Genomic DNA, 22,632 nt, shown 5'->3' on the forward strand with positions numbered 1-22,632 from the left:
CGTCATTGCACAAAATGCACTTCGACCTCTGGGCAAACGGATTGTCACCGGAATTTAAAGAACACAACCGTCGATCCATGACAGCCTACTTGAATGTCCTCCGCACCTGATTCATTGCGCTACGTGAGCACCAGGCAGCAACTTCAGCATTTCATCCAGCATCACAGCTTCGCCGAACGCACCTTCGCGCAACGCTTACACGAACTTAGCAAAGTGCTGGCGCTGCACCTGCTTGGCCACCGCCTTTCCGACTTGCTGTAACTCACCGATGTACTTGGTGGAATCCAATCGCTGCACCTGTTCGGGTTCGACACCCGACAAGCCTAGATTTGCCAAGCCTTTTTCGGTCAGCTCCGCGTTGTAGCGCATGTAGGTAAAGAGCTTCGGTGAAACCGGTCCCTTCTTGCCGATCAGTGTGTCGATCTCGCGATCGAGCGGGTCGCCCGCCAAACACTTCCCAAACGTACGGCACAGCAGGTCTTGCTCATTGAGCGCAGCAAACATCAGCGCTGAAGGGATCGAGGTGGCGTTATAAAGCAAGTTGCATTCTTCCGGTTCTAGGTCTTTGTTCGCATCAGGACTTGTCCCCGTTCCAACCGAGACGATGAGCAGATCATTCTCGCCGGCAGGCCAGTTCAGATTGTACGGTTCGACGGTGGCCATGATGAACGCTTGAAAGGCAGGATTGTTGTACATGGTGATCCCACCGTCCACGAAGATGAACTTGTGTGTACCGATATCGATGACTTCGGGTGGGAAAAAGGTTGGGGCAGCTGTACTCGCGCGGACTAGCTGCCAGAGGGGAATCTTAAGGTTACAATCCGAACGACCGGGAGCATTGTATTTAGCAAGGGGATTATTCCAAATGGGCCAGGGAGAATCCGTGCTCACGTTGCGCATGACCATCATCAGGAGCGACCGCAGCTTCGCATCACCGAGCGTCGTCTTCTCTCCAAACTCTTGCTTCAGCTTACAGGCAAGATTCTCATCCGTGTACTTGTAGCGGAACTGCTTGAACAAGGATGCTTTATCAAACATATCCTTGCCGCTGCCCTCATAAAACTTTCGGATCTTGCTCACTGGCATGCCCAGCGAAATACAGGCAGCCAGAATAGCGCCAGTGCTGGTCCCGGCGACAAAATCAAAATAATCGGCCAGGACGAACGAGCCACGTTCTTCCTGAGGCCGTGTCTCTCGGAGCAACTCCTCGATGGCCGCTAGAATTTCGATCGTGATCATCCCGCGAATGCCGCCGCCATCAAGCGCTAAGATCTTCTTTGGCCCGGTCGCTTTGATACGCGCTTTCAGCTGCTCACTCATGGTATGACTCCTCGCTCACCGTCGGCCGCCTCTTTAGCTGAGAAAGAAACGATCGAACGACGTGCGTTGCCCTTCAAGCTGGGGAACTTGATCGAAATCGTTCTCCTTCAGTTTCGCGACGGTACGTTGATGCAGCTCTCGATAGGTCAGCTTGCCCGCGGCTTCTTTGATCGACTCGACGAGGTAATAGGTCAAAGCCCCGTTATACGAGCCGCCGATATGGGCATCGGCGGATGTTTGAGTATCCCGGCACCCGGTGATGAGCAGCTCTTGGATATCGGCATGGACGACATCGCTCTTTCGCTTACGCCCGCGAGGCGCCTTTCCCAGTTGCCCGCGAAGCGTCCCCCGCAGTTTCCGTCCGGATTCTGTCGCCATGAGATCCAATGGGCAGGGAAGGAATCGTTGCTTGCGGGCAAAGTCCTGTGGGTTCATGACACGAGTGATGGTACCTGAATGACAACAGTCCATGATGACCGTGAGATGTACTCCCGATCGAAGTTTCCCCAATGTCTTCCGAAGCCAGTCGTCGCGGAACGGATCTTTCCAATCCAAATCGGTTGGACACAAGATCTCGTCGCGCTTATCCGCTTCATCTCCATTATCATCCGGCACGTTCGACCCATGTCCTGAGTAATGGAGGAGCAGGACGTCACCTTTCTTGCCGCTCCTGATCAGCTTTTTGATGGCCGCTTGCATGGCCTTCTTCGTCGCCTTCAGATCAATGAGTGTCGTCATGTCCTTGGCAGTAAAGCCATAGTAGCTCTTGAGCACCTCACTTAAATTCTTCACGTCATTGACACACCCGCTGAGATCCGCACCGGGGATTTGGTATTTGTTGATCCCGATCAGTACCGCTCGCTTTGCCATAACAACTCCTTTCTGTGGTGGCGTTGACTCATCAGGCCATGGCCGCAAACGTGCCCACCAGTTTCGTTGCCTTGGCCTCTTTATCTGCCCGCAATACGTGCAACAGATACGGGCAAAGCCCGAGAGACGTGTTGACAATGAGCTGAGCAAACATCTTGCCACTCAGGATTTTGATGTCTGCACGGCACGATGTCATGGCTAGGGCGTATTCCGGCAGGGAGAATACAGTATTTTCATGCTTCCGGATAGATCGGATGAGTCCGCGGAGGGTTATATGCGCGCTTGATGAAAATCGATGGGGAATCTAAACCGATACAGCACTGTATCGAAATAGGTCTGGGGCGGTGCTCGTCTGAGCTACAGAGTCCGGCTATCGATCCAGGTTACCTGACCGGTCCGACGGTTCACTTCCTGATACATATGCGCGGTGCCACCTCGGCCATCACCTCCACCACCGTCCCAAAGACAGACAAACTGAACCTTGTCTATGCCATAGGAAAGGGCGGTATAGAGGAGCCAGAGATTACAGCGTTCGTAAGGATCAGCATCTTTCGGAGGAGGGCCAAGACTTTCCGGAGTTGAGCGAACAGCCGCCGTGAGCGTGGCTTTGGCCTTGTAATATCGCTCGCGCCACGATTCGTCGTGGCAGACCACCGACTTCTGGACAAAAGTCGGTTCGTCGAACGGCTGGAGCCACTGAACCTTGACCCCTCGCTGCTGGCACACCTCGGTAAACAACAAATCTCCGCCGCAGGCGCCCTGCGTGAGAGCAAGATCTTCGGGACCGGCTCCGAGTCTCTGCAAAACCTCAGCAATCTTCTGAGCCGCAACCGGTTCTTTGGAGGCAGGAAATCGAGGCGGTTGCCGTCCCGGCTTATCGATCATGTGTCCGCTGAAGAGAAACACCTGTCGGGGCACAAACGGCGGAGTCGCGCGCCGAATCTCGATATCGACGATTGCCAGCGCTGCCGCCGTCTCCTCGGGCCTGAACTCGAGATCGCGCAATAGTTCAAGCGTCTGCCGCGATGAGTCAAGCGCGAACCAGTCGCGGTTGGCTGCGGCCACCGCGGTACGATACTCACGGACCACTGCATCCTTGGGATTAACCAGCACGCACAGTTCGGCGTAGCTGGCACGCGCCCAATAATCCTTCGCGTCTCGTTCTTGAGCCGTAAGGCTTGCCCACAGCACGCCGCCAATCAGATTGTCGATCACCGTTCGGTTCGGTTGTCCGCCGAGATGCTCGAGCAGCAGATGCAGCGTCAGCGAATTGATCCCCGAGTAAAAGTGGGAGGGATCGGCAATGAACGCTTTGTGATACGGCTCGATGGCTTGTTCGAGGCTCGCCTGCTCGGCAGCCGCCGCGGCACGCATCTGTGCGGGAGTGCTGTCGGGCCTACGCCAACGCTGGACCCAGTTGTCCTTCTCCACTCGCCCCGCCAACGCCCAAACTTCGGAATCAGAGGGGTAATTCTCCCTGAGTTGACGCGTGCACTCCCGTGCCTCTTCATAGCGACCGAGTCGTCCCAGGCACACGGCTTTCTTCTCGCGGCTTGGCTTGTCCTCGGCATCGAGCTTCAGCGCCGACTCGAACTGCTCCAGCGCGAAATCGAACTGCCGTAGTTTGACCAGGCTGTTTCCGGCAGCGCGGCGTGATTCTATCCACAGCGCCTGCGTCGGCGTTTCGTCGGCAAGCACCAGGATGTCGCCGACGTGGTTTCTCTGACGCGCCACTTCCATCCGGCTCTTCCACGCCTCATAGGCCACGCTGAACTCGTTGCGCTTGGCGAGCAGGAGATCTCGCCACTGAGGCTCTTGCAAGTGATCAAGCAGGGAATACACCGGGCTGACTTTGCGTCCCTGCCACGATTCCATCGTGGCCCTTACCATATTGGCCAATTTCGCTCTCTCTAACTCCAGGGCTGCCGGGTCCGGTCCACGGTCCTTGACGGAGTAGCGCAGTTTGCGATCGGTATACAGGTCAAATGCCGTCGGCACTTGTCCGCCGCTGATCAGCACGACACCGCGTGCCCGCAGCGCATGCCTCACACCGAGCTCGTACCAGACATTGGGATTGTCGATCGTCAGATCAGCAACAACGAGGTCCGCAATGAGTAACTCCTGGAACATATCGGGCAAAATCCCTCCGGCGCGCTGCTCTTCATCTGCCCGGAACACCTCCAGACCCGCCGACTCCAGCGCCGGCTTGATCAGTTCGGCATAGACGCGATTGAAATCAATGTCGTTGCCTTGGCTGTCCTTCTTCACACTGAACGGCATCGCGACAAATGCATGAGGTTTCATACACGTTCCTCTTCTGATCAATCCGTCTTACTGCGTCCCACCACGGAAGGGCCACTCTCGTCCTTCTCTTTTCTTTCTTTCACCACCCGCGTCAGATAAGTCTCGACCTCCTCACGACTGAGCTCCTCGACTCGCGCGGCGAATCCCGGATAGGCCTGAACATGGCTCAGGTTCACGTAGGGTCCACTGAGCTGGAAGAACTGCCAGCCTTCGCTCTTGAGCGATTCCACCGTGCGCCGATAGTGGCGCCAGCGTTCACCGTAGTGAAAGAACTCCTCCACGGCGGCACTCAGCGCCACGACCAAACTGACCGCGAACGTGATCATTTTGATGGCACCATCGGCACCATTGCTGATATTCAGACTGACCAGCGCCGGTACGATGACGCCTCCGATAATCGTCGTGAGCCGCAACGCGTAATACGACCGGACGGAATCCCACGCCTTGTCCTCCATCCAAATGACTTGTTCCAGCCACCGCGCTCGAAGGAACTGTTTGTTCAGGTCCGGCAACTCCAGCGCCTCAATGAGCTTGTTCATCTCGGCCCGCATGTGCTCATGGTCTTCCGGCTTCTTGAGCATGATTACCTCACGGCAAAGAGTTCAGGCGCTGAACGCGGCGGTTTGAACTCTATACCTAGCGAATGGAATGATCAACGCGTTTGGACAGAAGGGATAATCTCGTTCCGAGCCCGTCTCACCATCAGAATTCCGTCCCGAATCGTGACCAGTACCGCGCTCACACGCGGATCCGCCGAGACCGTACGGTTCAGCTCCTGAATCGCGGCCGTGGACTCATCCGGCGGCGCCTGCTTCAACACCTCTCCGCTCCACAGCACGTTGTCGATCAAGATGACGCCGTGTGGAGCAAGCAGCTCAAGCGAGCGCCGGTAGTAATTGAGGTAATTGGCCTTGTCCGCATCGATGAAGATCACGTCGAACGGGCCGGTCAGTGTACTCATCGTATCAAGGGCCGGGCCCATTCGAATGTTGATCTTGCTTCCAAACGGAGCGTTTGCAATATGGCGCCGGGCCAATGCCGCGGACTTTTCGTCGATCTCGCACGTAAGAACAGCTCCATCAGGCGGGAGGGCTTCCGCAAAACACAACGCGCTGTAGCCCGTGAACATCCCGATCTCGAGTATCTGTTTTGCGCCTACCAGCTGCGTCATGATTTTCAGAAATGCCCCTTCCAGCGGGCCGACCAGCATCTGGGGATACGCCATCGTTCGATGGGTTTCTTCACGGAGGGCCCGACAAACAGAAGACTCCGGAATGGAATGCGCTTCGGCATACGCTTCGATCTCGGACGGAACAAGTTTGTTCATCAGAATGCCTTTCGATCGTTTGAAAAAGATTGCTGTGCTGCGTACACTGCGAAGGTCCGCGCCAGCGGATTCGGATATTAACATAGTGAAACGAGAAGGAGGCCGGATTGAAGACCCTCGCCACGCTAGAACCTCTCACGACCAGACTCCTGGAAATTCAGCGTATCAACAGCGCTGCGTCGGTCCTTTCATGGGATCAGGAAACGTACATGCCTGCCGGTGGAGGCGAAGCGAGGGCTGAGCAGATCGCGGTGCTTCAGGGTTTGGCCCATCAGAAGCTCGTCTCCTCGGAGGTTCAGGACCTCCTGTCACAATGGGTGGATCCTGCGACCGGCCAGGCAGCCGACCAGGCCGGTGAAATCTGGGATGAGCCGTCGCGGTCGCTGTTGCGGGAGATATGGCGGGATTTTAGCCGTGCGAAGAAACTGCCGTCTGATTTCGTCGTGACACTGAGCCGCGAATGTTCCCTCGCGCAGCAAGTATGGGTCGAGGCGAAAGAACAAAACAAATTTTCTCTGTTCCTCCGGAATCTCCGGACCGTGCTCCAGCTCAAACGCGAAGAAGCGCACTATCTGGGCTATCAGGAGTCACCCTATGACGCGCTCTTGGACGTCTATGAACCGGGTGCGACCATTGCCGGCCTCCGGCCGGTGTTTGCTGCGCTCAAATCCCGTCTGGTGCCGTTGCTGAAACAAATCACTCAGAGCCGGGTTCACATTGATGACAATATCCTGAATCACTCCTACGATCAGGATCGGCAGCTGGAGTTCGGCCGATTGGTCCTGATCGCGATGGGGTATGACTTCAAGCGGGGTCGATTGGATCTCTCGGCACATCCCTTCACCACCTCATTCCATCCGACCGACGTACGTGTGACGACCCGCGTGCATGAACATGAATTGCAATCCTGCCTTTTCAGTTGTATCCACGAGGGTGGCCACGGGCTATACGATCAGGGCCTGGATCAACAGTACTTCGGCACGCCGCTGGGCGATTCGGTTTCCCTCGGCATCCATGAGAGCCAATCCCGTCTCTGGGAAAATTGCGTGGGGCGCTCCCGCCCCTTCTGGCGCTTTTTTTATCCGATTCTGCAGCAAACCTTTCACCAGCAGCTGCGCGGCATCGATGTCGACCGGTTCTATGCCGCGATCAATCGTGTGAAGCCGTCGTTGATTCGTGTGGAAGCCGATGAGCTGACCTACAATCTGCACATCATGCTGCGGTTCGAGATCGAGAAAGACCTCGTGGAAGACAAGACTCAACCGGACGATTTACCGGATATCTGGAACGACAAGATGAAAGAATACCTGGGCATCGTCCCGCCTTCCGAGGCCGAAGGGGTGTTGCAAGATGTGCACTGGTCGTTCGGCGCCTTCGGGTATTTTCCGACCTATACCCTCGGGAACCTCTATGCCGTACAGTTCTTTGATCAGGCCAAGCTGGAAATGCCCCATTTGGAGGATGAGATTGCGGCGGGGCGATTGATGATGTTGCGCCGATGGCTCGAGCAGAAGATCCACCGTTGGGGCCGCATGTTCACGCCGGAACATCTTGCCGAACGGGTGACCGGTTCCACGGTGAGTCCTGAGCCTTTCCTGAAGTATGTGGAACAGAAGTACGGCGAACTCTACCAACTGTGAGTGTCTACCGCCGGCCGGCTATCGTATCCCAGCGCAACATTCAGCTTGGACAGGCTCGCCAGGGTCAAGGTAAATTCAGCCTGCACGTCGATCCGATGGGGTACCAGCAGAGTCGTATGGAAGACAATGTCTCGAATGGGGATCTTGAATTCCGGGTCCTGCGGCGTGCTGAGCTGGACCAACTCCACGGAGTTCGTCATCGTGCTGCTATCTTGAGGGCCATATGTGGCCACAACAGCATCGATAATTTCTTTCGCCTTCTCGTTGGCCTCTATCCCTTCGATCCCCTTCAACAGCAAGGGAATCGCCTCTTCTTTGGCTTGATCCGACACGATGAAGTTTTCGACCCTTCCTTTCCTACGAAGGGAAGTCAGGTCGTTATCGAGATCTTTGCTGAAGGCTCCATAGGCAAACCGAAAGAATTCAAAGTGGAATGCACGCACGCCCTTGGCAAAGGTTTGGAGCTCGCAGAGAAAGCAGAGTTGCTGCAACTTCACATCACTCAGCTGGCCATGAGGCTCCGCTAGCCGCAGGACGTACAGCAACAGCGCCCGGTCGACGGTAATCTGATTGGGTGTTCTCAACGTCGCTCCACCAATGAGTTTGACGGCTTTACTATAGACAGCCGGAGAGCAGCCGTCAAAGGCAGCTGAACTCCTGGATAGATTCGTATGAAACACTCTTGACCGGCTGCTCCATTTCGTCTTTAATCCCGGTCTAGGAGGCGGAGTCTCATGGCGATGTCCAAACATACCAAAGAAATGGGAGTACTGAAGGACCATCTGGGGAAACACCAACTCAAGTTTACTCGGCAGCGTGAACTGATCCTGGATGCGTTTCTCAAGCAGGAGCACATCACGGCCGAGGAGATGTACCACCAGCTGGCACGAAAAGATCCGCACCTGGGTTTGGCAACGATTTACCGCACACTCAACCTGTTTTGCGAGGCCGGTCTGGCCCAGGCCCGGCACTTTGGCACCCAGACTCAGTACGACAATATCTCTCATAAGGGCCACCACGACCATCTCATATGCACCGGCTGCGGCAAGATCGTGGAATTCGAGAACTGCGACATTGAGCGCTTACAGGAAGAGGTGGCATCGCGTAACGGCTTTACCATCCAAACTCACCGCCTGGAACTCTATGGTCTCTGTTCCCGCTGCCGTCATTGATCCCCACCTCTTTTTTCTGGTATTTGTTTGAGGCGGCTTATTCATTTCAACCTGCCTCCCTCTGGAAATAAGGATCATTCATGTCTCGATGGCCCAGACAATGCTCTCGTACGATCGGCGTTCCTGTACGCCTCGACTTTGCCGGTCTGGTTGCGGCATGCCTTCTGGCGGTCTTATGGCTTCCAATTCCCCCTAACGTCTCCGCCGCCGATAAGCTGATCGTCTATTCCGGACGATCGGAACGCTTGATCAAGCCGGTCCTGGATGCATTCACGGCCAAGACCGGCATTCAGGTCGACTTGCTGTCATCCGGCACGACCGAGTTGGTGAATCGGTTAAAGGCGGAAGGCGGCCGGAGTCCAGCCGATGTGTTTATCAGTAATGATGCCGGGAGTCTGGAGATGGCACGCACCGCCGGACTCCTTCGTCCCCTGAGCATGCCGGAGGTCGAACAGGCGATTCCCCCTCAATTTCGCGCGGCGGACAACAGCTGGATCGGCTTGTCGGGTCGGTTTTGGATCATCGTGTGCAACACCACGATGGTGACGCCTGACCAAATCACATCATTGCTGGACTTGGCCGATCCTCGGTGGAAGGACAAAATTGCCATTCCGAACGCCGGCAGCGAATACTTGCAAGCAGGCGTCTCGGTCATACGCGCCAGTTTGGGCGACGATCAAACTAAGAAGTTTCTCGAGGGGCTCCGGAATAATGCCGGAACTCACGTCTACCAGAAGAGCTCGCAAATCGTCGAGGCGGTTGCGAAAGGTCAGGTCTCGGTGGGCGTGGTGAACCATTACTATGTCTATCGACATCTCGCCGTTCAACCGACTGCACCACTTGGTGTGATGATGCCCGATCAACAAGCAGGCGGGATGGGGGCCATCATGAACGTGGCAGGGATCGGCATCCTCAAACACACTTCCCGCTTCGACACCGCCAAGCTGCTGGTGGAGTTTCTTGTCGCGGAGGTTGGTCAAAAGATGTTCGCCGATCTCGACAAAGAATACCCGCTCCATCCTGAGGTCAAGGCCGATTCGTCGCTGGTCGAACGGAAAAGCTTCCGGACGGCCTCGGTGCCGTTGACTAAACTCGCCGAACTGCGGGAGCCTACGCTTCTACTCATCGAGCAAGTGGGGATGCGGTAGATCGCCGCGTAGATTTGTGACTGCCGTACGCCGATCATCTGTCTCACCTCTGCAACTCGCAGTACTGGCGAGTACCGCGCTGATTCTTTTACCGTTGGGCTATGTCACCGCCCTGGCCTTGTCGGCCGACTCGACGGTCTGGCACCGTCTCTGGACAACTCGTGTCCCCGAACTGCTGCTCAATACGGTCTCCCTGGCGGGCGCCGTGGCCTTGCTCGCGCTCGTGCTCGGCGTATCGACCGCCTGGATGGTCACACGATTCGAGTTCCCAGGCCGGCGTCTCTGGGAAGTCGCCCTCGTGCTTCCTCTGGCGATGCCGACCTATGTCCTGGCCTATGTGTACAACTACCTCTTGGGTTACGGCGGTCCCGTGGAACATCTCTGGCAAATGGTCACAGGTCCGCAATCGAGAATCCTCTCTCCTCAAAGTTTTTGGGGAGTCACCATCGTCATGACGCTCGATACGTTTCCATTCGTCTACCTGCTCACACGCAGCGCGCTCTTGAGCTTCAACGTCTCGTTTGAAGAAGTGGCTCGGACGTGCGGCGCATCCCAGCTGCGCACCATGCTCCATGTGACCCTGCCGTTGTTACGCCCCTCGATTGTGGCCGGCGTCGCACTCGTCGTACTCTATGTCGTTTCGGACTTCGGCGCCGTCTCCCTGCTGCGCTATCAAACATTGACCTACGCCGTCTTCCAGCAAATGACCGGGCGTTCGGACAATCAAGCGGCGAGCATCCTGAGCATCTTGCTGGTCGTGCTAGCGCTGCTGTTTTTGTTGACCGAACGCTGGTTTCGCCGTCGGAGTCGGTTTTACCAGACAACAGGGCGGTATCGAGCGCCTCAACGAATCCAGTGTGAATGGTGGCACGCGACGGCGCTGACGGCCTGTCTTGCGACCGTCACCGGTTTGGCCTTTGGGATCCCTGCCTATCTGTTGATGATGTGGAGTCTGTCCTCGGAAGCCCAGGCGATGCTCGATGCTCGTTTCTTCGGCTTTATTTGGAACAGCGCTCTGCTGTCCAGTCTAGCCGCGGCGGCTGCCGTGCTGGTTGGACTGCCGCTCGCGTATCTCGCCAGCCGGAAACCGACCTGGCTCAATCTCGGTTGTTTGCAGGCGGCCTATGCCGGCTATGTTCTGCCTGGACCAGTCGCGGCGCTTGCAGTACTGGTGCTGTTTTTAAACGTCATGCCGTTCTTGTATGGTACCGTGATCGTGTTGATCGTCGCGTATGTGCTGCATTTCTTGCCTGTCGGCCTCCAATCGCTCGAGCCGTCGATCCAACAGATCACCCCCAACCTCGAAGAAGTTGCCCGTACCTTAGGATTCGGAGTCCGTGAAACTTGGCGACGTGTCACGCTGCCGCTGATCCGTAACGGGGTGATTGTGGCATGGGTCCTCATTTTTCTGCAGACGATGAAGGAGCTTCCTGCGACGTTGTTGCTGAGGCCTGTGGGGTTCGACACATTGGCCATCCGTGTCTGGCTGGAGGCAAGCGAGGAGTACTATCAACTGGCGGCTCCATCCGCGCTGTTGATTGTGCTCGTCGGCCTTCCGGCACTGGCCCTCCTGCTATCGCGCGATTGGCGGGCCGCGTAGAGCACGATGAACTCACCATCACACATGACTCAGAAAGAGGCTGGTCAGCTTGACGGGCAAGCCGATCTGTACCAACCGACATCGTCTATTTTGGAGCTCCGTTCCGTGTCCTGCGCGTACGACCCACACCGGCCGGCAATCCAGGGCATCTCGTTTTCGGTGCGAGAAGGTGAAATCCTCTGCCTGCTCGGCCCGTCAGGTTGCGGTAAGACGACCGTATTGCGCGCCATCGCTGGATTTGAACCGGTGCGATCCGGACAAATCTTCTTGTCGGGCCGGTCAGTTTCATCTCCCTCTGAAACCGTTCCGACCGAAGAGCGCCGGGTCGGCATGGTCTTCCAGGAATATGCGCTGTTTCCTCACCTGCGTGTGGCTGACAACATCGCCTTTGGACTCCGTCACCTCTCGCGGGCCGAACGGACAGGGCGCATCCAAGCGATGCTTCGTTTGACGGGGCTCGAAGGGCTCGAACGTCGCTATCCGCACGAATTGTCTGGAGGACAACAGCAACGAGTGGCCCTCTCGCGGGCATTGGTACAGAACCCGGTCTTACTCCTCCTGGACGAGCCATTCAGCAATCTGGATCCCGACATGGCCGGCCGCATGCGGCAGGAGGTTCACGCGCTTCTCCATCGGACGAAGACCACGACGATATTAGTGACCCACGATCACGAGGAGGCCTTTGCAATGGCCGATCGCATCGCTGTGCTGAATCAAGGATGCCTCGAACAACTCGATTCACCCGAACTTGTCTATCACATGCCGGCTACCCCCTTCGTCGCGGACTTTGTGGGACAAGCCGACTTCATTCCTGGGCACATCCGACAAGGCATGGTGCATACCGAACTTGGGGAATTCCCCAATGCCCTCAACCGAGCGGAAGGCAGTTCCGTCGCGGTGATGATTCGCCCGGACGACATTCACCTGACCCCCGACCAATCGGCGAGTCCCCGGATCGTGGGTCGTCAGTTCCGAGGGTCTGAAAATTTATATACCGTTCGACTCCACTCCGGCCAAGTCATCCACGGTCGTGAAGACTCGACCAGTGTTTATCAGGAAGGGACCCCGGTTGAGGTGCGGGTGTCGGCGACGCATACGGTCCTGTTTGATGCCGCCGCTCTCCCGCACTCGCCCTACATCAGTCCCCCGGGGGACTCCAAACCAGACTGAATTTTTCCATTGACAGAACTGAATTTTTCCATTGACAGAGTCGAAGAACAGGTGTTATTGAGAAGCATTATCAAGAAGATAGGAGTGGGGGGGTATGTCATCTTGGATGCACTGAAAGAAATCGTGGATTATGGGGTCATCGGCCTGCTGCTGATCCTCAGCGTATGGGCAGTGGCCGTGGCTGTCGAACGGTGGCAATTTTACCGGCGAATTGACCCTTCTCACTACCCCAATCAGCAGCTTTTCGAAATTGCCCTGACAAAGCGGCTGGTCATTATTGGAACGGTGGCTGCCAATGCGCCATATATCGGGCTTTTGGGAACAGTCCTTGGAATCATGCTGACCTTCCACACCATGGGAACCTCAAAAACCATTGCCGTCAGCTCCGTCATGGTCGGATTGAGCCTCGCGCTCAAGGCCACCGCTGTCGGGCTTCTAGTGGCCATTCCCTGCGTGGTGATGAACAACGCCCTCCGGAGACGCGTCGCTGAACTGATCACCCTCTATAAAACCCAGCAACATGGATGAGGAGTTGAACCAAATCAACGTCATCCCCTTGGTTGACGTCATGCTGGTCTTGCTGGTGATCGTGTTGACGACGGCCACGTTCATCAGTACCGGCCAAATTCCTGTCGATTTAGCCAAAGCGACTGAAGCTTCCGATAGGAAAGACGTCCCGCTCGTCATCACGTTGACCTCGCGCGGGGAGATGTATCTGAACGATTCCGCCGTTCCTGAAAATGGTTTGCGACTGGTGCTTGAGCGGCAACCGAGAGAGTCGCTGGTGGTCGTCCGTGCCGACAAAGTGACGATTCTGGAACGGTTCGTCCAGGTGGTCGATGAACTAAAAGGCCTCGGCTTTGGGCAAGTCAGTCTTGAAGTCGTGAAATCGTGAACTCGCTATCCTCCCACTATCCGGACCACACGTACCTGCAGCGTCAGGGGTGGGTGTATTCTGTAGTGTTCCATGCGCTGATGGGAGCTGCCGCTCTCGCGCTGATGCCTGTATTTACATCATCGCTTGAGCCCGACTCGTTCAAGTGGAACGTGGCATTGTTGGAATCTTCGAGCTTCCAGCCGGCAGCGGATCCTCCCGCCCCGGCAATTCCGACAGATCCACCGAAGCCGCAGCCGGTGAAATCCCGATCGACACCGCTGCAGGCAACGACGAAACCGATTCAGCCGCAGTCGGCTCAGCATCGGCCCACTCAAACCATCCAGGAGGTTACCCCGGTCAATCAAACCGCCTCTACTGTTATAGCGAAAACCGTCGAATTTCATGAAGTCAGCCGAATTGAGTTGCCAGTAACACCTCAGGAAAAGGTCGTCGAAGAACCGGCTCCCGCAAACGAGGAAGCCTTCAATGAGCCCGTGACGCCGACCGCAACACCGCTCACCAGCCAGTCGATCACCGATGCAGTCGTTCAACAACCCACCATTGAGGCAGCAAGCGAGACACCGGCGCAGCTCCGGCAGCCTGCAACTGAACAGGTCGTGGCTTCAGCAGCTCCCCTAACGGCAGCCCCCGCAGCCAAGGCGGACTATGGGTGGCTGATGAGGGCATTGCAAGGGCGAATCAATGAGCTCAAGAACTACCCTGTCATGGCTCGAATGAATCGCTGGGAAGGCAGGGTGGTCCTCCGCGCCGTCATCAGAGACGATGGTCAAGTGTTAATGGTGAACGTGCAAGAGAGCTCAGGACGGTTGATTCTGGATAACGACGCCATGGAAACCCTGAAGAAGGCCTCTCCGCTAAAACTGGACCATCCCTTGGGGAAACCGCAAGTAGCGATCTTGATGCCGATCAGCTATTCCCTTCGGTAACGTGGACCTTACGCGTTCCTTTGAGCTCGCGGCCTCATTTAATAGGCGAGGGCGATGTCTGATCCATTTGATGAGGTCGGGGTGACCCATTTCCCCCTCTCCTGCTCGGCTGTCAACGGTCCTCCGTCAACGGGCGCATCCCGTCTTGACTCACTTGTGGAATTTGCCAAGACCGAACACACCGAACTGCTGCACTTTCTCACGCGAAGAGTACGTTGTCCTTCGGCTGCGGCTGATCTGGTACAAGAGCTCTATTTGCGTATCGTGACGCTGACCAGGCCGGAAACGATCCGCGACCCACGAGGCTTTCTTTACACCACTGCCAAAAACCTCGCGATTGATTATCTGCGAAAGAAAGATCGCGCGATGTCTCGTTCAGAACCGCTGGAGAAAGCGCTGACTGTGCCGATCGCCACTCCTGATGTCGAAGCGGCCGTCGACGCGAAAAGGCGCCTGGCTGCCGTACTTAAGGCGATCGACGAGCTACCCGCTCGGCGCCGCGCCGCATTCGTCATGTTCAAGTTTGAGCATAAAACCTACGAGGAAATCGCCAGGGAACTACACATATCCGTGAAGACGGTAGAGCACCATCTCAGCAAGGCCATCGCTTATTGCCGGGCCCGTTTTGAAGCCTTCGATGGCCGGCTGTAAAGAAGTAAAAAGATTTCCATTGAGTCGGAACAGCATTCCTAACTATCATAGTGTGGGTTCCTACTATTCACCGGGTTGACTGTCATACGATCAAGCGGATATGTCGACACAACATACCTCTTCAGACCACAACGAACGCGCGCGCGTATGGGACGAAGCCAACACGTGGATTCTGCGCGTCCATTCAGGCCTCATGTCTTCCGAGGAACAGCGAGAGTTTGAGGCCTGGCATGCGCGAAGTCCTGTGCATCAATCGCAGTTTCAGGATGCCGAGCGGTTTTGGCTCGCCCTTGATGGATTGACCGGCCAAGTCGCACGCGGGAAACATGAATCGACCCAAGTCGGGTTCGCGACACGCGGTGGACCCTCTATGATCTTTGGATCGGCCGCTCGATTGCGCCGGCCCGCCATGGCCGCCACATTTCTCGTCATCATCACCACCATGCTTCTTTGGTCTACGCTCACAGTCTGGTTGAGCGACTACAACACTGCTGTCGGTGAGCAGAAGTCCGTCACCCTTGCTGATGGATCAACCGTGTTTATGAACACACATTCCGCATTCTCAGCGAAGCTATCCGAACACCGTCGATCCCTGACTCTCATGCAAGGGGAAGCGCTTTTTGAGGTCGCCCCTGACGCCGAGCGACCATTCGAAGTCACGGTGGATGGATGGGTCGTACGGGCCGTCGGCACGAAATTCAACATTGACCATCATACGGACATCATGACGGTCACGGTCATCGAAGGCGCCGTTCGATTGCTTCACGACAACCATGCATGGGACGTCCCGGCCGGCTATCGGATGACCTATGACGAGCACCATATCCTGAACGAACCGGAACCCGCGGATGTGCTCAAGATCACATCATGGCGAAAGGGCGAATTTTCATTCACGGACATGCCCCTGAGCATGATTGTCGAGGAGTTGAACCGCTATCGACCCGGCCGGATTGTGATCGCCACTGCCTCATTACGAGACCTTCGCTTGTCCGGCAGTGTTTCCCTAAACGACCCCGACCATTCTCTCAACATGCTCAAAAGTGTCCATCCGTTTCGAGTGACACCACTCACTTCATACCTTGCCGTAGTTTCCTAATAACGCATTGATAATATTGCTCTTCCATCAGGCCATCAGGTCTAGATTTCAACCCATGCTTGGGCGATTTTGAGACTGATTGTAAAAATTATTCATAACTAGATAGGGAATACCACCTCTTCGCTTCGTCCTTCTTCATAGAACTCACTCCTGTACTAGTGCCGACGATGGAAAAGGAGATACACATGGGTCGGATCAAGTCGTTATATTTCGTTCTCGTTGCATTGCTATTTCTGGGCTTGGGGAATCTGCCCAACGCGGTTGCAGAGTCCCCCGTCGAACTGCCTCCTGAGGCTGTGACCTTCGATATACCGCGTCAACCGCTCCCACAGGCACTCGACGCATTTCGAAACCAAAGCGCGGTCCGTTATTTGGCGAGAACGGACCTTATTCAAGACCAGCAATCCGCAGCTGTGGTTGGCCAATACTCCCCCGAAGTCGCATTGAGGCTACTTCTTGCGGGAACCGGACTGACGTATCGTATTGTTGGACCGGACTCCGTTACCATCGAAAGCGCGACAGCAGCCCAAGCTCCCGCTGAGGAGATGCTTCCACAGCCGTCTACAGAAGACCAAAAGCCGCTGAAGATTCCATTGACTGAAATCATCGGGACCGCACCAACAGCCCTGGACCATATCCCCGGCTCGGGGAAAGTGATCACGGCGGAGTCCATCCAGAACAACCACCGATTCACGATCAACGAAACCTTGAGAGAGGTCCCTGGCGTTCATGTGCGGGACGAGGACGGCTTAGGCATCAGACCCAACATCGGTATCCGCGGCTTGGATCCAACACGTAGTCGAAAAGTCCACATCATGGAAGACGGCGTCCCGATCATGCTCATGCCGTACGCCGATCCGTCTTCATACTATTTCCCGCCGATTTTCCGGTTTGATCGGATAGAAGTGCTGAAAGGCAGCGGCCAATTGCTTTATGGGCCACAAACGATCGGAGGTGTCATTAACCTCATTACTCGCATGCCTCCGACAACCCCGGAAGGCCATTTCCAGGTCTGGGGCGGCAACCTCAACTACCTCAATACCCACTTCGATTACGGAGGCACCTGGGGCAAGACCGGCTACTTGGTCGACTACACCCATTATCAAACCGATACGCCGCGGTTTACCAACATCCGCGCGAAGGTGGATGACCTGACGTTCAAGGGTGTCCACGAATTGAGCGATCGAACCCAAATTCTGGCCAAGTTCAACTACTATCGCGAAAACTCGGGAATCGGCTATCAAGGGCTCACGCAGGCGGATTGGGCCACCCGAGGCGAAGAGCGGCAGACTCTCTTCACCAACGATCGCTTCGACTTTCTGCGGCTCGGTTATCATGTGGCCGTGAATCACATGTTCTCGGCCAATCTGACCTCGACCACCAACTTTTTTGGGCATTACATTCAACGGGACTGGTCTCGGCAGTCTCAACAAGGTGTGAACGCCAACGGCGCTCCCGTCGGCGGCATACAAAACGGTAACTCTCTCCCGGCAACCTCCTTCAGTGTTGTCCCGGCGAACCGGCGTTTTACGAATGAGCGGGAATATTGGGTGTGGGGCATCGAGCCCCGGTTCCACTATCTGCACTCATTGCTGGGAATAAAAGGCGAAGCAGATTTTGGAGCGCGGTATACCTTCGAGCAATCCGACCGTAAGCAGCTGCTCAATAACCTATCGGGTACAGGATTACCTTCAAGTTGCATTGTCCCTGCTCCTGCAGCCCCCCCCGCTACATCAGCCACCTGTTTGGGAGAAAATAACTTCCGCACGACGAACGCCTATGCCTTTTTTGCTCAAGAGCGGTTGTACTTCGGCCCATTCACGGTCACACCTGGGTTCCGCGTCGAACACATCAGCTACGATCAATCCAATCGCCTGGCGAACAACGGCCAGGGAACATACGGAAAAACCAACTTCACCGAAGTGTTGCCGGGAGTCGGGGTGACCTACTCGCCGTTCAAGAACAACACGTTCTTTTTCGGCGCACATCGCGGTATGGCACCGCCACAGATTTCCGATGCGATCACCGGTACAGGACAAGTTGTGGATCTTGGACCGGAACTGAATTGGACCTACGAATTGGGGGTGCGGGGTAATCTGACGCCGTGGCTCGGATATTCAATTAACGGGTATCAGATGGACTTCGACAATCAAATTATTTCTCAATCCGTCGCCGGTGGCACCGGCGCGACCTTGACCAGCGCGGGCAAAACGCAACATCGTGGAGCTGAAGTTGCCGCGCAGTTGGATATTCTGGACGCCGTGACCGGCCGGAATGACGATCAAGATATCACCCTCGATCTCAACTACACCTGGGTCGCTCAAGCCGACTTTAGAGGATTACGCAACAGCTCCATTACGGGTGCGGCCCTGCTGCCCGGTGAACCGGCCATCTTCAACACCAACGGAAACCGGCTGCCCTATTCTCCAGAACACTTGATCTCAGCCGGGATCGGCTATGCCAACCGCGCCTTCAGTTTTGGGCCGTTTAACGCCAGAGTGGAAACTCAATGCGTCAGTGATCAATTCGCCGACGACCGCAACACCGTCATTCCGACGCCAAACGGACAGCGTGGGATTGTGCGGGGTTGGTGCATGCTCAACGCCTCGATCAATCAACACGTCAAGAGGATCAATACGACCTTCTTCTTTACAGGGAAAAATATGCTCGGACAGGACGTCATCATGGACCGTACCCGCGGTATTTACCCCGGCCTTCCGGCACTCTGGCAAGCCGGAGCACGTTGGACATTCTAATGAATGGACCGTCGGGCAGCCGCAAGCATGTGGCTGCCCGGCACGACCCTGAGCTGCTATAAAACTCCAGTCACTTTCCATCACAGATGGGGCTCATGCCATCAGGGAGGTTTCTGGTCTCTGCAAGCAGCCCGTTGGATCTTTTTATTGTCCTATGCGGACATAGACCCATTTTTCATGGGACACGCAGCCGATCTTGAAGCCCTGACGATACGGTGATCCTTCCTTCACCATCGATAATGATAGCTTCAACGTCCGGCAAGTGCTCCACCAAGGCCATTCCTTGCTCAGGGCCCAACACAAAGATCCCCGTATCCAATCCATCGGCCACCAGGCCTTCCTTGGCAATGACCGTGACGCTTCGGCACGCGCGTGCCGGTTGGAGTGTTTGTGGATCCAAGATGTGATGGTAGCGGACTCCATCTCGTTCGAAGTACCGTTCGTAATCACCTGCCGTTGAAATCGCCTCATCTTTTAAGTCGATGACCGCGATCAATGTACCTTCTTCACGTGGGTGCCTGATCCCTACCGGAAACCCGCCTCCGTCAGGCAAGTTGCCGAAGGTTTTGATATCTCCCGATATGGCAACCACGCCGCCCCTGGCCCCTACCCGCTTCATCTCTTCCACTGCCCGATCGGCCGCATACCCCTTGCCAATCCCGCCGACATCAATACGCATCCCCGTACGCGGAAGATAAATGGTCTGCTTCTCGGAATTAAGTTGAATGCTTGGCCAATCGACGAGCGGCTTCAGTTGTTGCAACTCTTTCTCCGCGGGAATGCGTTGCTCCTCGGTCACACTCCAGACTTCAATCGCAGGGCCAAGCGCAATATTGAACCCACCATGTGTGAGCGCTGCGATGTCCAGAGCTCTGAGCACCAATTGGAATGTGTCAGGGCTCACTTGCACAGGCCGACGACCGGCCTGTGCATTCACCTGTGAAAGTTGACTGTCAGAACGCCAGGTGCTCAGTAGCTGCTCGAGCCGCTTGATTTCGTCGAACGCGGCCTGTACAGCCCGATCGCCCACGTGTTTGTCGGAAGCCACAGCCGTGACTGTAACCAGCGTGCCCATGTGCATCTGGATCCGTTTCGAGACAATGGGCGGGGAAACGGGGTGCATTTCTACACAACTAGCCACCATAGGAATGACGAAGCAGAGCGTGCTGACGAAAATGGCATGAAGGTGAGGCATTTTCACTGCGACATCGTCCTTACCACCAGTGCCGGCGGAAATATCTCGAATACCGAGGGTACGGCATGACCTCATAAAGCCGCGCTTCCATCTGTGACGGCTTCGGAAGCGTTTCGACTATGGAGCGCCTATCGAAGGCCGGATACTGATCATCGAGAAAATCCCGCACCCGTGCCGTTTCTGCTTGATCAGCAACCACAGAGACCGCAACCATCCGCCCATAGCGCGGGGACTCGACTCCGAATCGCCAGGTCCCCACATACGTAATAGCCTCGGCGTCAACGGAAAGCGCCATGGACAAATCGGCCATGGACATGAACGGACCTTCGCTAATCTGGACTCGGGTGAGTTGATACATTCCGGGAGGTAAACTGACCGCAAATCGTTGATCCGGAGACTCGATCTCTACCTGAAAGCGTTTTAGAGAACCCTGGTTTTCCAATTCAAGAAACCGAACTTGAGGCATATACCGTCGAGACCGTTCCCCTGTTAGGACCGCTAAGACCCGCCCCACAACCAAACTACCAGTCACCTCATCTTGATGGACCAGCGGCGGCAATTCTGTCGCGCAGCCTGCCACACTTAGAATCAACCCCCCGATTAAACTTCTCTGGAGCATCCAGATTGTCTTCATACAAAAATTATAAGACAAGCTGCCGTGACCCGTCACGTCCACTGTCGCACGGCCTTTAAACTTCCAGACTCCGGCCTCGCTATCTGGGGCTACCTCCCCAAATCGACTTAATTTTGCCAGTCGATAGAGCTGGCGACCAGGTAAAACTCAGGTATCTGATAATAAACCAAGTAGAATTATTGCCATAAACAGAGCGAACAACTAGTTGATACGGATATCTTCCTTCTTGTAGCTTCGGCCCTCGAGAAAGAATATTAATAATCGTTTTCAATATCACCACAAAGAGCCTGAGGCTTAATTACAGCTTTACTGCAGGAAACCACATGTAACAGCTCTCTACAATTCAGTTCCCCTTGAAGACCAGAGACCACCGAGTCCCGAGTCAAACCACAACCTCAATGTATAGTGGAGGACGCCGATGAAGATGCGGTCGATCCTCGGGGCTCTCGTCATCATCTGCTTACCGGCGATGCCGGCCTTAGCGGAAAACCTGACCCCTGAGGAAATCAAAAAGATGGTCGACGAAGCAGTGGAAAAACGTTTGCAAGAACATGAACGGCGGGAAGGATCTATGGAACGCCGCGAAGGGCCGGCCGCACCAGCCGCTGAACCTGGAATTGGTGCCCTTCCAGAGGTCGGCAGAGAACGCCGAACAGATCAGCCGCAGCCGTTATCGTTCGGAACAAGCGGATCCGGGCGGCTCGTCTACGCCAAACCATTCGTGTCCTTCCCGAAGGCCATCGTCGGCGGCTATTTCGATATCCAATATCGTGCCCACCGGAATCCGGTGATGGAAACAGGATTTGACGATATACGAAATGGTCAGGGCACCACGAATGGCTTCGACCAGCAACGATTCGTTCCCTTTATCTATGCCGACATCACCGAACATGTGAAATTTGCTTCTGAAATTGAGATTGAACACGGGATCAGAGCGACCAATGACGTTGAAATCAGTTTGGAGTTCGCCCATATCGACTACCTGATCCATGAAAAGGTCAACCTGCGAGGTGGGATCATCTTGATTCCCCTCGGCAAGTTTAACTTGCTGCACGATTCACCGCTAAACGACTTGACCGATCGGCCGATGGTCAGCCAATTCATCATTCCATCAACACTATCAGAGACGGGCGCCGGTCTCTACGGAACGTTCTATCCCGGTCGAACCGGCAAGCTGGATTATGAAGTCTATGTTACGACCGGTCCCTGCGGCTATGGGCCCGATGGGGAGCCGAGAGTGAACGAAGAAACCGGCACAAAAGAGTCTCGTCAGCGAAAATGTGGCGCTGCCGATGGTCTGGACATTAATAATGGGAAAACGGTTTCCGGTCGTCTGGCGTTTAGCCCCATGCTAGGGGTAGAAGTCGCTGGGTCTGGTTATTTTGGAAATCGATCCCCCACCAGCTACAGCCCGCTGAGCATTTTTGCCATAGACTGGACTCTTCAAAGGGGACCGTTTGAACTCATCGGTGAGGCGGCCTGGGCGTATGCGAGAAATAACATTCGAGCTATTCCAGGCAGTACATTCCAGGGTATCTCGCCAGGCAGCTTACTGACGGGCGTGGGCACACTCAATACGCTGGGTACTCCTCCTGAACGACTGCAAGGATTTTATGTCCAAGGCAACTACCACTTCATGCCTTCGTTCTTGACAAAACTCTCGCCAAAACGTTTCGGGGAAGGCTCGACATTCACCGGTGTGATTCGTTATGACAGAGTCAATTTGAACTTAGACAACAAGGGAGAGAATTCGGGCGAGCTCGAGCAAATTTCGTTCGGCTTAAACTACCGACCGGTCGAAGACGCGGTGTTCAAGATCAGCTATCAATACCTGCCCAAATCGTTTAACCCAAACAACGGGCAACGTATTCACGACAGCGCGCTTGTCATTTCGGCAGCAACATACTTTTAAGGATTCGAGGAGG

General features: G+C 55.4%; 20 protein-coding genes. 12 read left to right on the forward strand and 8 right to left on the reverse strand.

Translation table 11 applies throughout. The annotated features are described in order from the left end of the window. Positions 1 to 195 precede the first annotated feature (195 nt). The 5 genes from H8K04_13885 to H8K04_13905 all read right to left on the reverse strand — a co-directional run bounded on the left by H8K04_13885 (position 196) and on the right by H8K04_13905 (position 5,821). Positions 196 to 1,320 carry a patatin-like phospholipase family protein gene (locus H8K04_13885; GenBank protein ID UVT14918.1) on the reverse strand — a complete coding sequence of 375 codons (1,125 nt, stop codon included), beginning with the start codon at positions 1,318 to 1,320 and terminating at the stop codon, positions 196 to 198. 33 nt (positions 1,321 to 1,353) lie between these two features. Further along, positions 1,354 to 2,190 carry a caspase family protein gene (locus H8K04_13890; GenBank protein ID UVT14919.1) on the reverse strand — a complete coding sequence of 279 codons (837 nt, stop codon included), beginning with the start codon at positions 2,188 to 2,190 and terminating at the stop codon, positions 1,354 to 1,356. A gap of 357 nt (positions 2,191 to 2,547) precedes the next feature. Next, positions 2,548 to 4,494, reverse strand: a complete 1,947-nt coding sequence (locus tag H8K04_13895) for a DUF4071 domain-containing protein (GenBank protein ID UVT14920.1) — start codon at positions 4,492 to 4,494, stop codon at positions 2,548 to 2,550. A 17-nt stretch (positions 4,495 to 4,511) separates the two neighbouring features. Next, a complete protein-coding gene (locus tag H8K04_13900) occupies positions 4,512 to 5,075 on the reverse strand; it encodes a DUF4231 domain-containing protein (GenBank protein ID UVT14921.1) in 564 nt (187 codons plus the stop codon). A 71-nt stretch (positions 5,076 to 5,146) separates the two neighbouring features. After that, positions 5,147 to 5,821, reverse strand: a complete 675-nt coding sequence (locus H8K04_13905) for a class I SAM-dependent methyltransferase (GenBank protein UVT14922.1) — start codon at positions 5,819 to 5,821, stop codon at positions 5,147 to 5,149. Between the two features lie 107 nt (positions 5,822 to 5,928). On the opposite strand from H8K04_13905, the gene H8K04_13910 reads away from it, so the two are divergent. Further along, on the forward strand, positions 5,929 to 7,461 hold the full coding sequence (locus H8K04_13910) for a carboxypeptidase M32 (protein ID UVT14923.1): 1,533 nt from the start codon (positions 5,929 to 5,931) through the stop codon (positions 7,459 to 7,461). On the opposite strand, the gene H8K04_13915 is transcribed toward H8K04_13910, so the two are convergent. Next, complete coding sequence (locus H8K04_13915; protein UVT14924.1) at positions 7,449 to 8,045, reverse strand: hypothetical protein; 597 nt, start codon at positions 8,043 to 8,045, stop codon at positions 7,449 to 7,451. The genes H8K04_13910 and H8K04_13915 overlap by 13 nt on opposite strands. Positions 8,046 to 8,201: 156 nt before the next feature. Here H8K04_13915 and H8K04_13920 point away from each other — a divergent pair, with 156 nt between their 5' ends. The 10 genes from H8K04_13920 to H8K04_13965 all read left to right on the forward strand — a co-directional run bounded on the left by H8K04_13920 (position 8,202) and on the right by H8K04_13965 (position 18,878). Beyond that, positions 8,202 to 8,633, forward strand: a complete 432-nt coding sequence (locus H8K04_13920) for a transcriptional repressor (protein ID UVT17985.1) — start codon at positions 8,202 to 8,204, stop codon at positions 8,631 to 8,633. A gap of 80 nt (positions 8,634 to 8,713) precedes the next feature. Beyond that, positions 8,714 to 9,781, forward strand: coding sequence for an extracellular solute-binding protein (locus H8K04_13925; protein UVT14925.1), 1,068 nt, complete (start codon positions 8,714 to 8,716; stop codon positions 9,779 to 9,781). A gap of 16 nt (positions 9,782 to 9,797) precedes the next feature. Next, positions 9,798 to 11,381, forward strand: a complete 1,584-nt coding sequence (locus H8K04_13930; protein UVT14926.1) for an iron ABC transporter permease — start codon at positions 9,798 to 9,800, stop codon at positions 11,379 to 11,381. Between the two features lie 24 nt (positions 11,382 to 11,405). Continuing rightward, on the forward strand, positions 11,406 to 12,551 hold the full coding sequence (locus H8K04_13935) for an ABC transporter ATP-binding protein (protein UVT14927.1): 1,146 nt from the start codon (positions 11,406 to 11,408) through the stop codon (positions 12,549 to 12,551). A 102-nt stretch (positions 12,552 to 12,653) separates the two neighbouring features. After that, positions 12,654 to 13,079 (forward strand): TonB-system energizer ExbB, encoded by a 426-nt coding sequence (gene exbB, locus H8K04_13940; protein ID UVT17986.1) that lies wholly within the window; start codon positions 12,654 to 12,656, stop codon positions 13,077 to 13,079. Beyond that, a complete protein-coding gene (locus H8K04_13945) occupies positions 13,072 to 13,446 on the forward strand; it encodes a biopolymer transporter ExbD (protein UVT14928.1) in 375 nt (124 codons plus the stop codon). Before exbB ends, H8K04_13945 begins: the two co-directional genes overlap by 8 nt. Next, entirely contained in the window at positions 13,443 to 14,375 is a 933-nt protein-coding gene (locus H8K04_13950; protein ID UVT14929.1) for an energy transducer TonB, read from the forward strand. The genes H8K04_13945 and H8K04_13950 overlap by 4 nt, the downstream gene beginning before the upstream one ends. 54 nt (positions 14,376 to 14,429) lie before the next feature. Then, a complete protein-coding gene (locus tag H8K04_13955; protein ID UVT14930.1) occupies positions 14,430 to 15,026 on the forward strand; it encodes an RNA polymerase sigma factor in 597 nt (198 codons plus the stop codon). A gap of 100 nt (positions 15,027 to 15,126) precedes the next feature. Beyond that, entirely contained in the window at positions 15,127 to 16,122 is a 996-nt protein-coding gene (locus H8K04_13960; protein ID UVT14931.1) for a FecR family protein, read from the forward strand. Between the two features lie 185 nt (positions 16,123 to 16,307). Beyond that, complete coding sequence (locus tag H8K04_13965; GenBank protein ID UVT14932.1) at positions 16,308 to 18,878, forward strand: TonB-dependent receptor; 2,571 nt, start codon at positions 16,308 to 16,310, stop codon at positions 18,876 to 18,878. Between the two features lie 175 nt (positions 18,879 to 19,053). On the opposite strand, the gene H8K04_13970 is transcribed toward H8K04_13965, so the two are convergent. Both H8K04_13970 and H8K04_13975 read right to left on the reverse strand, forming a co-directional pair. Further along, positions 19,054 to 20,148: an FAD:protein FMN transferase gene (locus tag H8K04_13970; GenBank protein UVT14933.1), complete on the reverse strand. Its 1,095-nt coding sequence runs from the start codon at positions 20,146 to 20,148 to the stop codon at positions 19,054 to 19,056. Next, complete coding sequence (locus tag H8K04_13975; GenBank protein ID UVT14934.1) at positions 20,093 to 20,707, reverse strand: hypothetical protein; 615 nt, start codon at positions 20,705 to 20,707, stop codon at positions 20,093 to 20,095. Before H8K04_13975 ends, H8K04_13970 begins: the two co-directional genes overlap by 56 nt. Positions 20,708 to 21,125: 418 nt before the next feature. Here H8K04_13975 and H8K04_13980 point away from each other — a divergent pair, with 418 nt between their 5' ends. Continuing rightward, a complete protein-coding gene (locus tag H8K04_13980; GenBank protein ID UVT14935.1) occupies positions 21,126 to 22,619 on the forward strand; it encodes a hypothetical protein in 1,494 nt (497 codons plus the stop codon). Positions 22,620 to 22,632 lie beyond the last annotated feature (13 nt).

Source organism: Nitrospira sp., from assembly GCA_024760525.1.
In the GTDB taxonomy this organism is placed as follows: Bacteria; Nitrospirota; Nitrospiria; order Nitrospirales; family Nitrospiraceae; genus Nitrospira_D.

Excerpts from the sequence above, each read along its gene's own strand:
- H8K04_13925 (UVT14925.1), top strand. The coding sequence starts at position 8,714 with ATGTCTCGATGGCCCAGACAATGCTCTCGTACGATCGGCGTTCCTGTA.
- H8K04_13905 (UVT14922.1), bottom strand. The coding sequence starts at position 5,821 with ATGAACAAACTTGTTCCGTCCGAGATCGAAGCGTATGCCGAAGCGCAT.
- H8K04_13885 (UVT14918.1), bottom strand. The coding sequence starts at position 1,320 with ATGAGTGAGCAGCTGAAAGCGCGTATCAAAGCGACCGGGCCAAAGAAG.
- H8K04_13900 (UVT14921.1), bottom strand. The coding sequence starts at position 5,075 with ATGCTCAAGAAGCCGGAAGACCATGAGCACATGCGGGCCGAGATGAAC.
- H8K04_13975 (UVT14934.1), bottom strand. The coding sequence starts at position 20,707 with ATGAAGACAATCTGGATGCTCCAGAGAAGTTTAATCGGGGGGTTGATT.
- H8K04_13890 (UVT14919.1), bottom strand. The coding sequence starts at position 2,190 with ATGGCAAAGCGAGCGGTACTGATCGGGATCAACAAATACCAAATCCCC.
- H8K04_13980 (UVT14935.1), top strand. The coding sequence starts at position 21,126 with ATGAAGATGCGGTCGATCCTCGGGGCTCTCGTCATCATCTGCTTACCG.
- H8K04_13955 (UVT14930.1), top strand. The coding sequence starts at position 14,430 with ATGTCTGATCCATTTGATGAGGTCGGGGTGACCCATTTCCCCCTCTCC.
- H8K04_13965 (UVT14932.1), top strand. The coding sequence starts at position 16,308 with ATGGGTCGGATCAAGTCGTTATATTTCGTTCTCGTTGCATTGCTATTT.
- H8K04_13960 (UVT14931.1), top strand. The coding sequence starts at position 15,127 with ATGTCGACACAACATACCTCTTCAGACCACAACGAACGCGCGCGCGTA.
- H8K04_13895 (UVT14920.1), bottom strand. The coding sequence starts at position 4,494 with ATGAAACCTCATGCATTTGTCGCGATGCCGTTCAGTGTGAAGAAGGAC.
- H8K04_13920 (UVT17985.1), top strand. The coding sequence starts at position 8,202 with ATGTCCAAACATACCAAAGAAATGGGAGTACTGAAGGACCATCTGGGG.
- H8K04_13945 (UVT14928.1), top strand. The coding sequence starts at position 13,072 with ATGGATGAGGAGTTGAACCAAATCAACGTCATCCCCTTGGTTGACGTC.
- H8K04_13935 (UVT14927.1), top strand. The coding sequence starts at position 11,406 with ATGACTCAGAAAGAGGCTGGTCAGCTTGACGGGCAAGCCGATCTGTAC.
- H8K04_13970 (UVT14933.1), bottom strand. The coding sequence starts at position 20,148 with ATGAGGTCATGCCGTACCCTCGGTATTCGAGATATTTCCGCCGGCACT.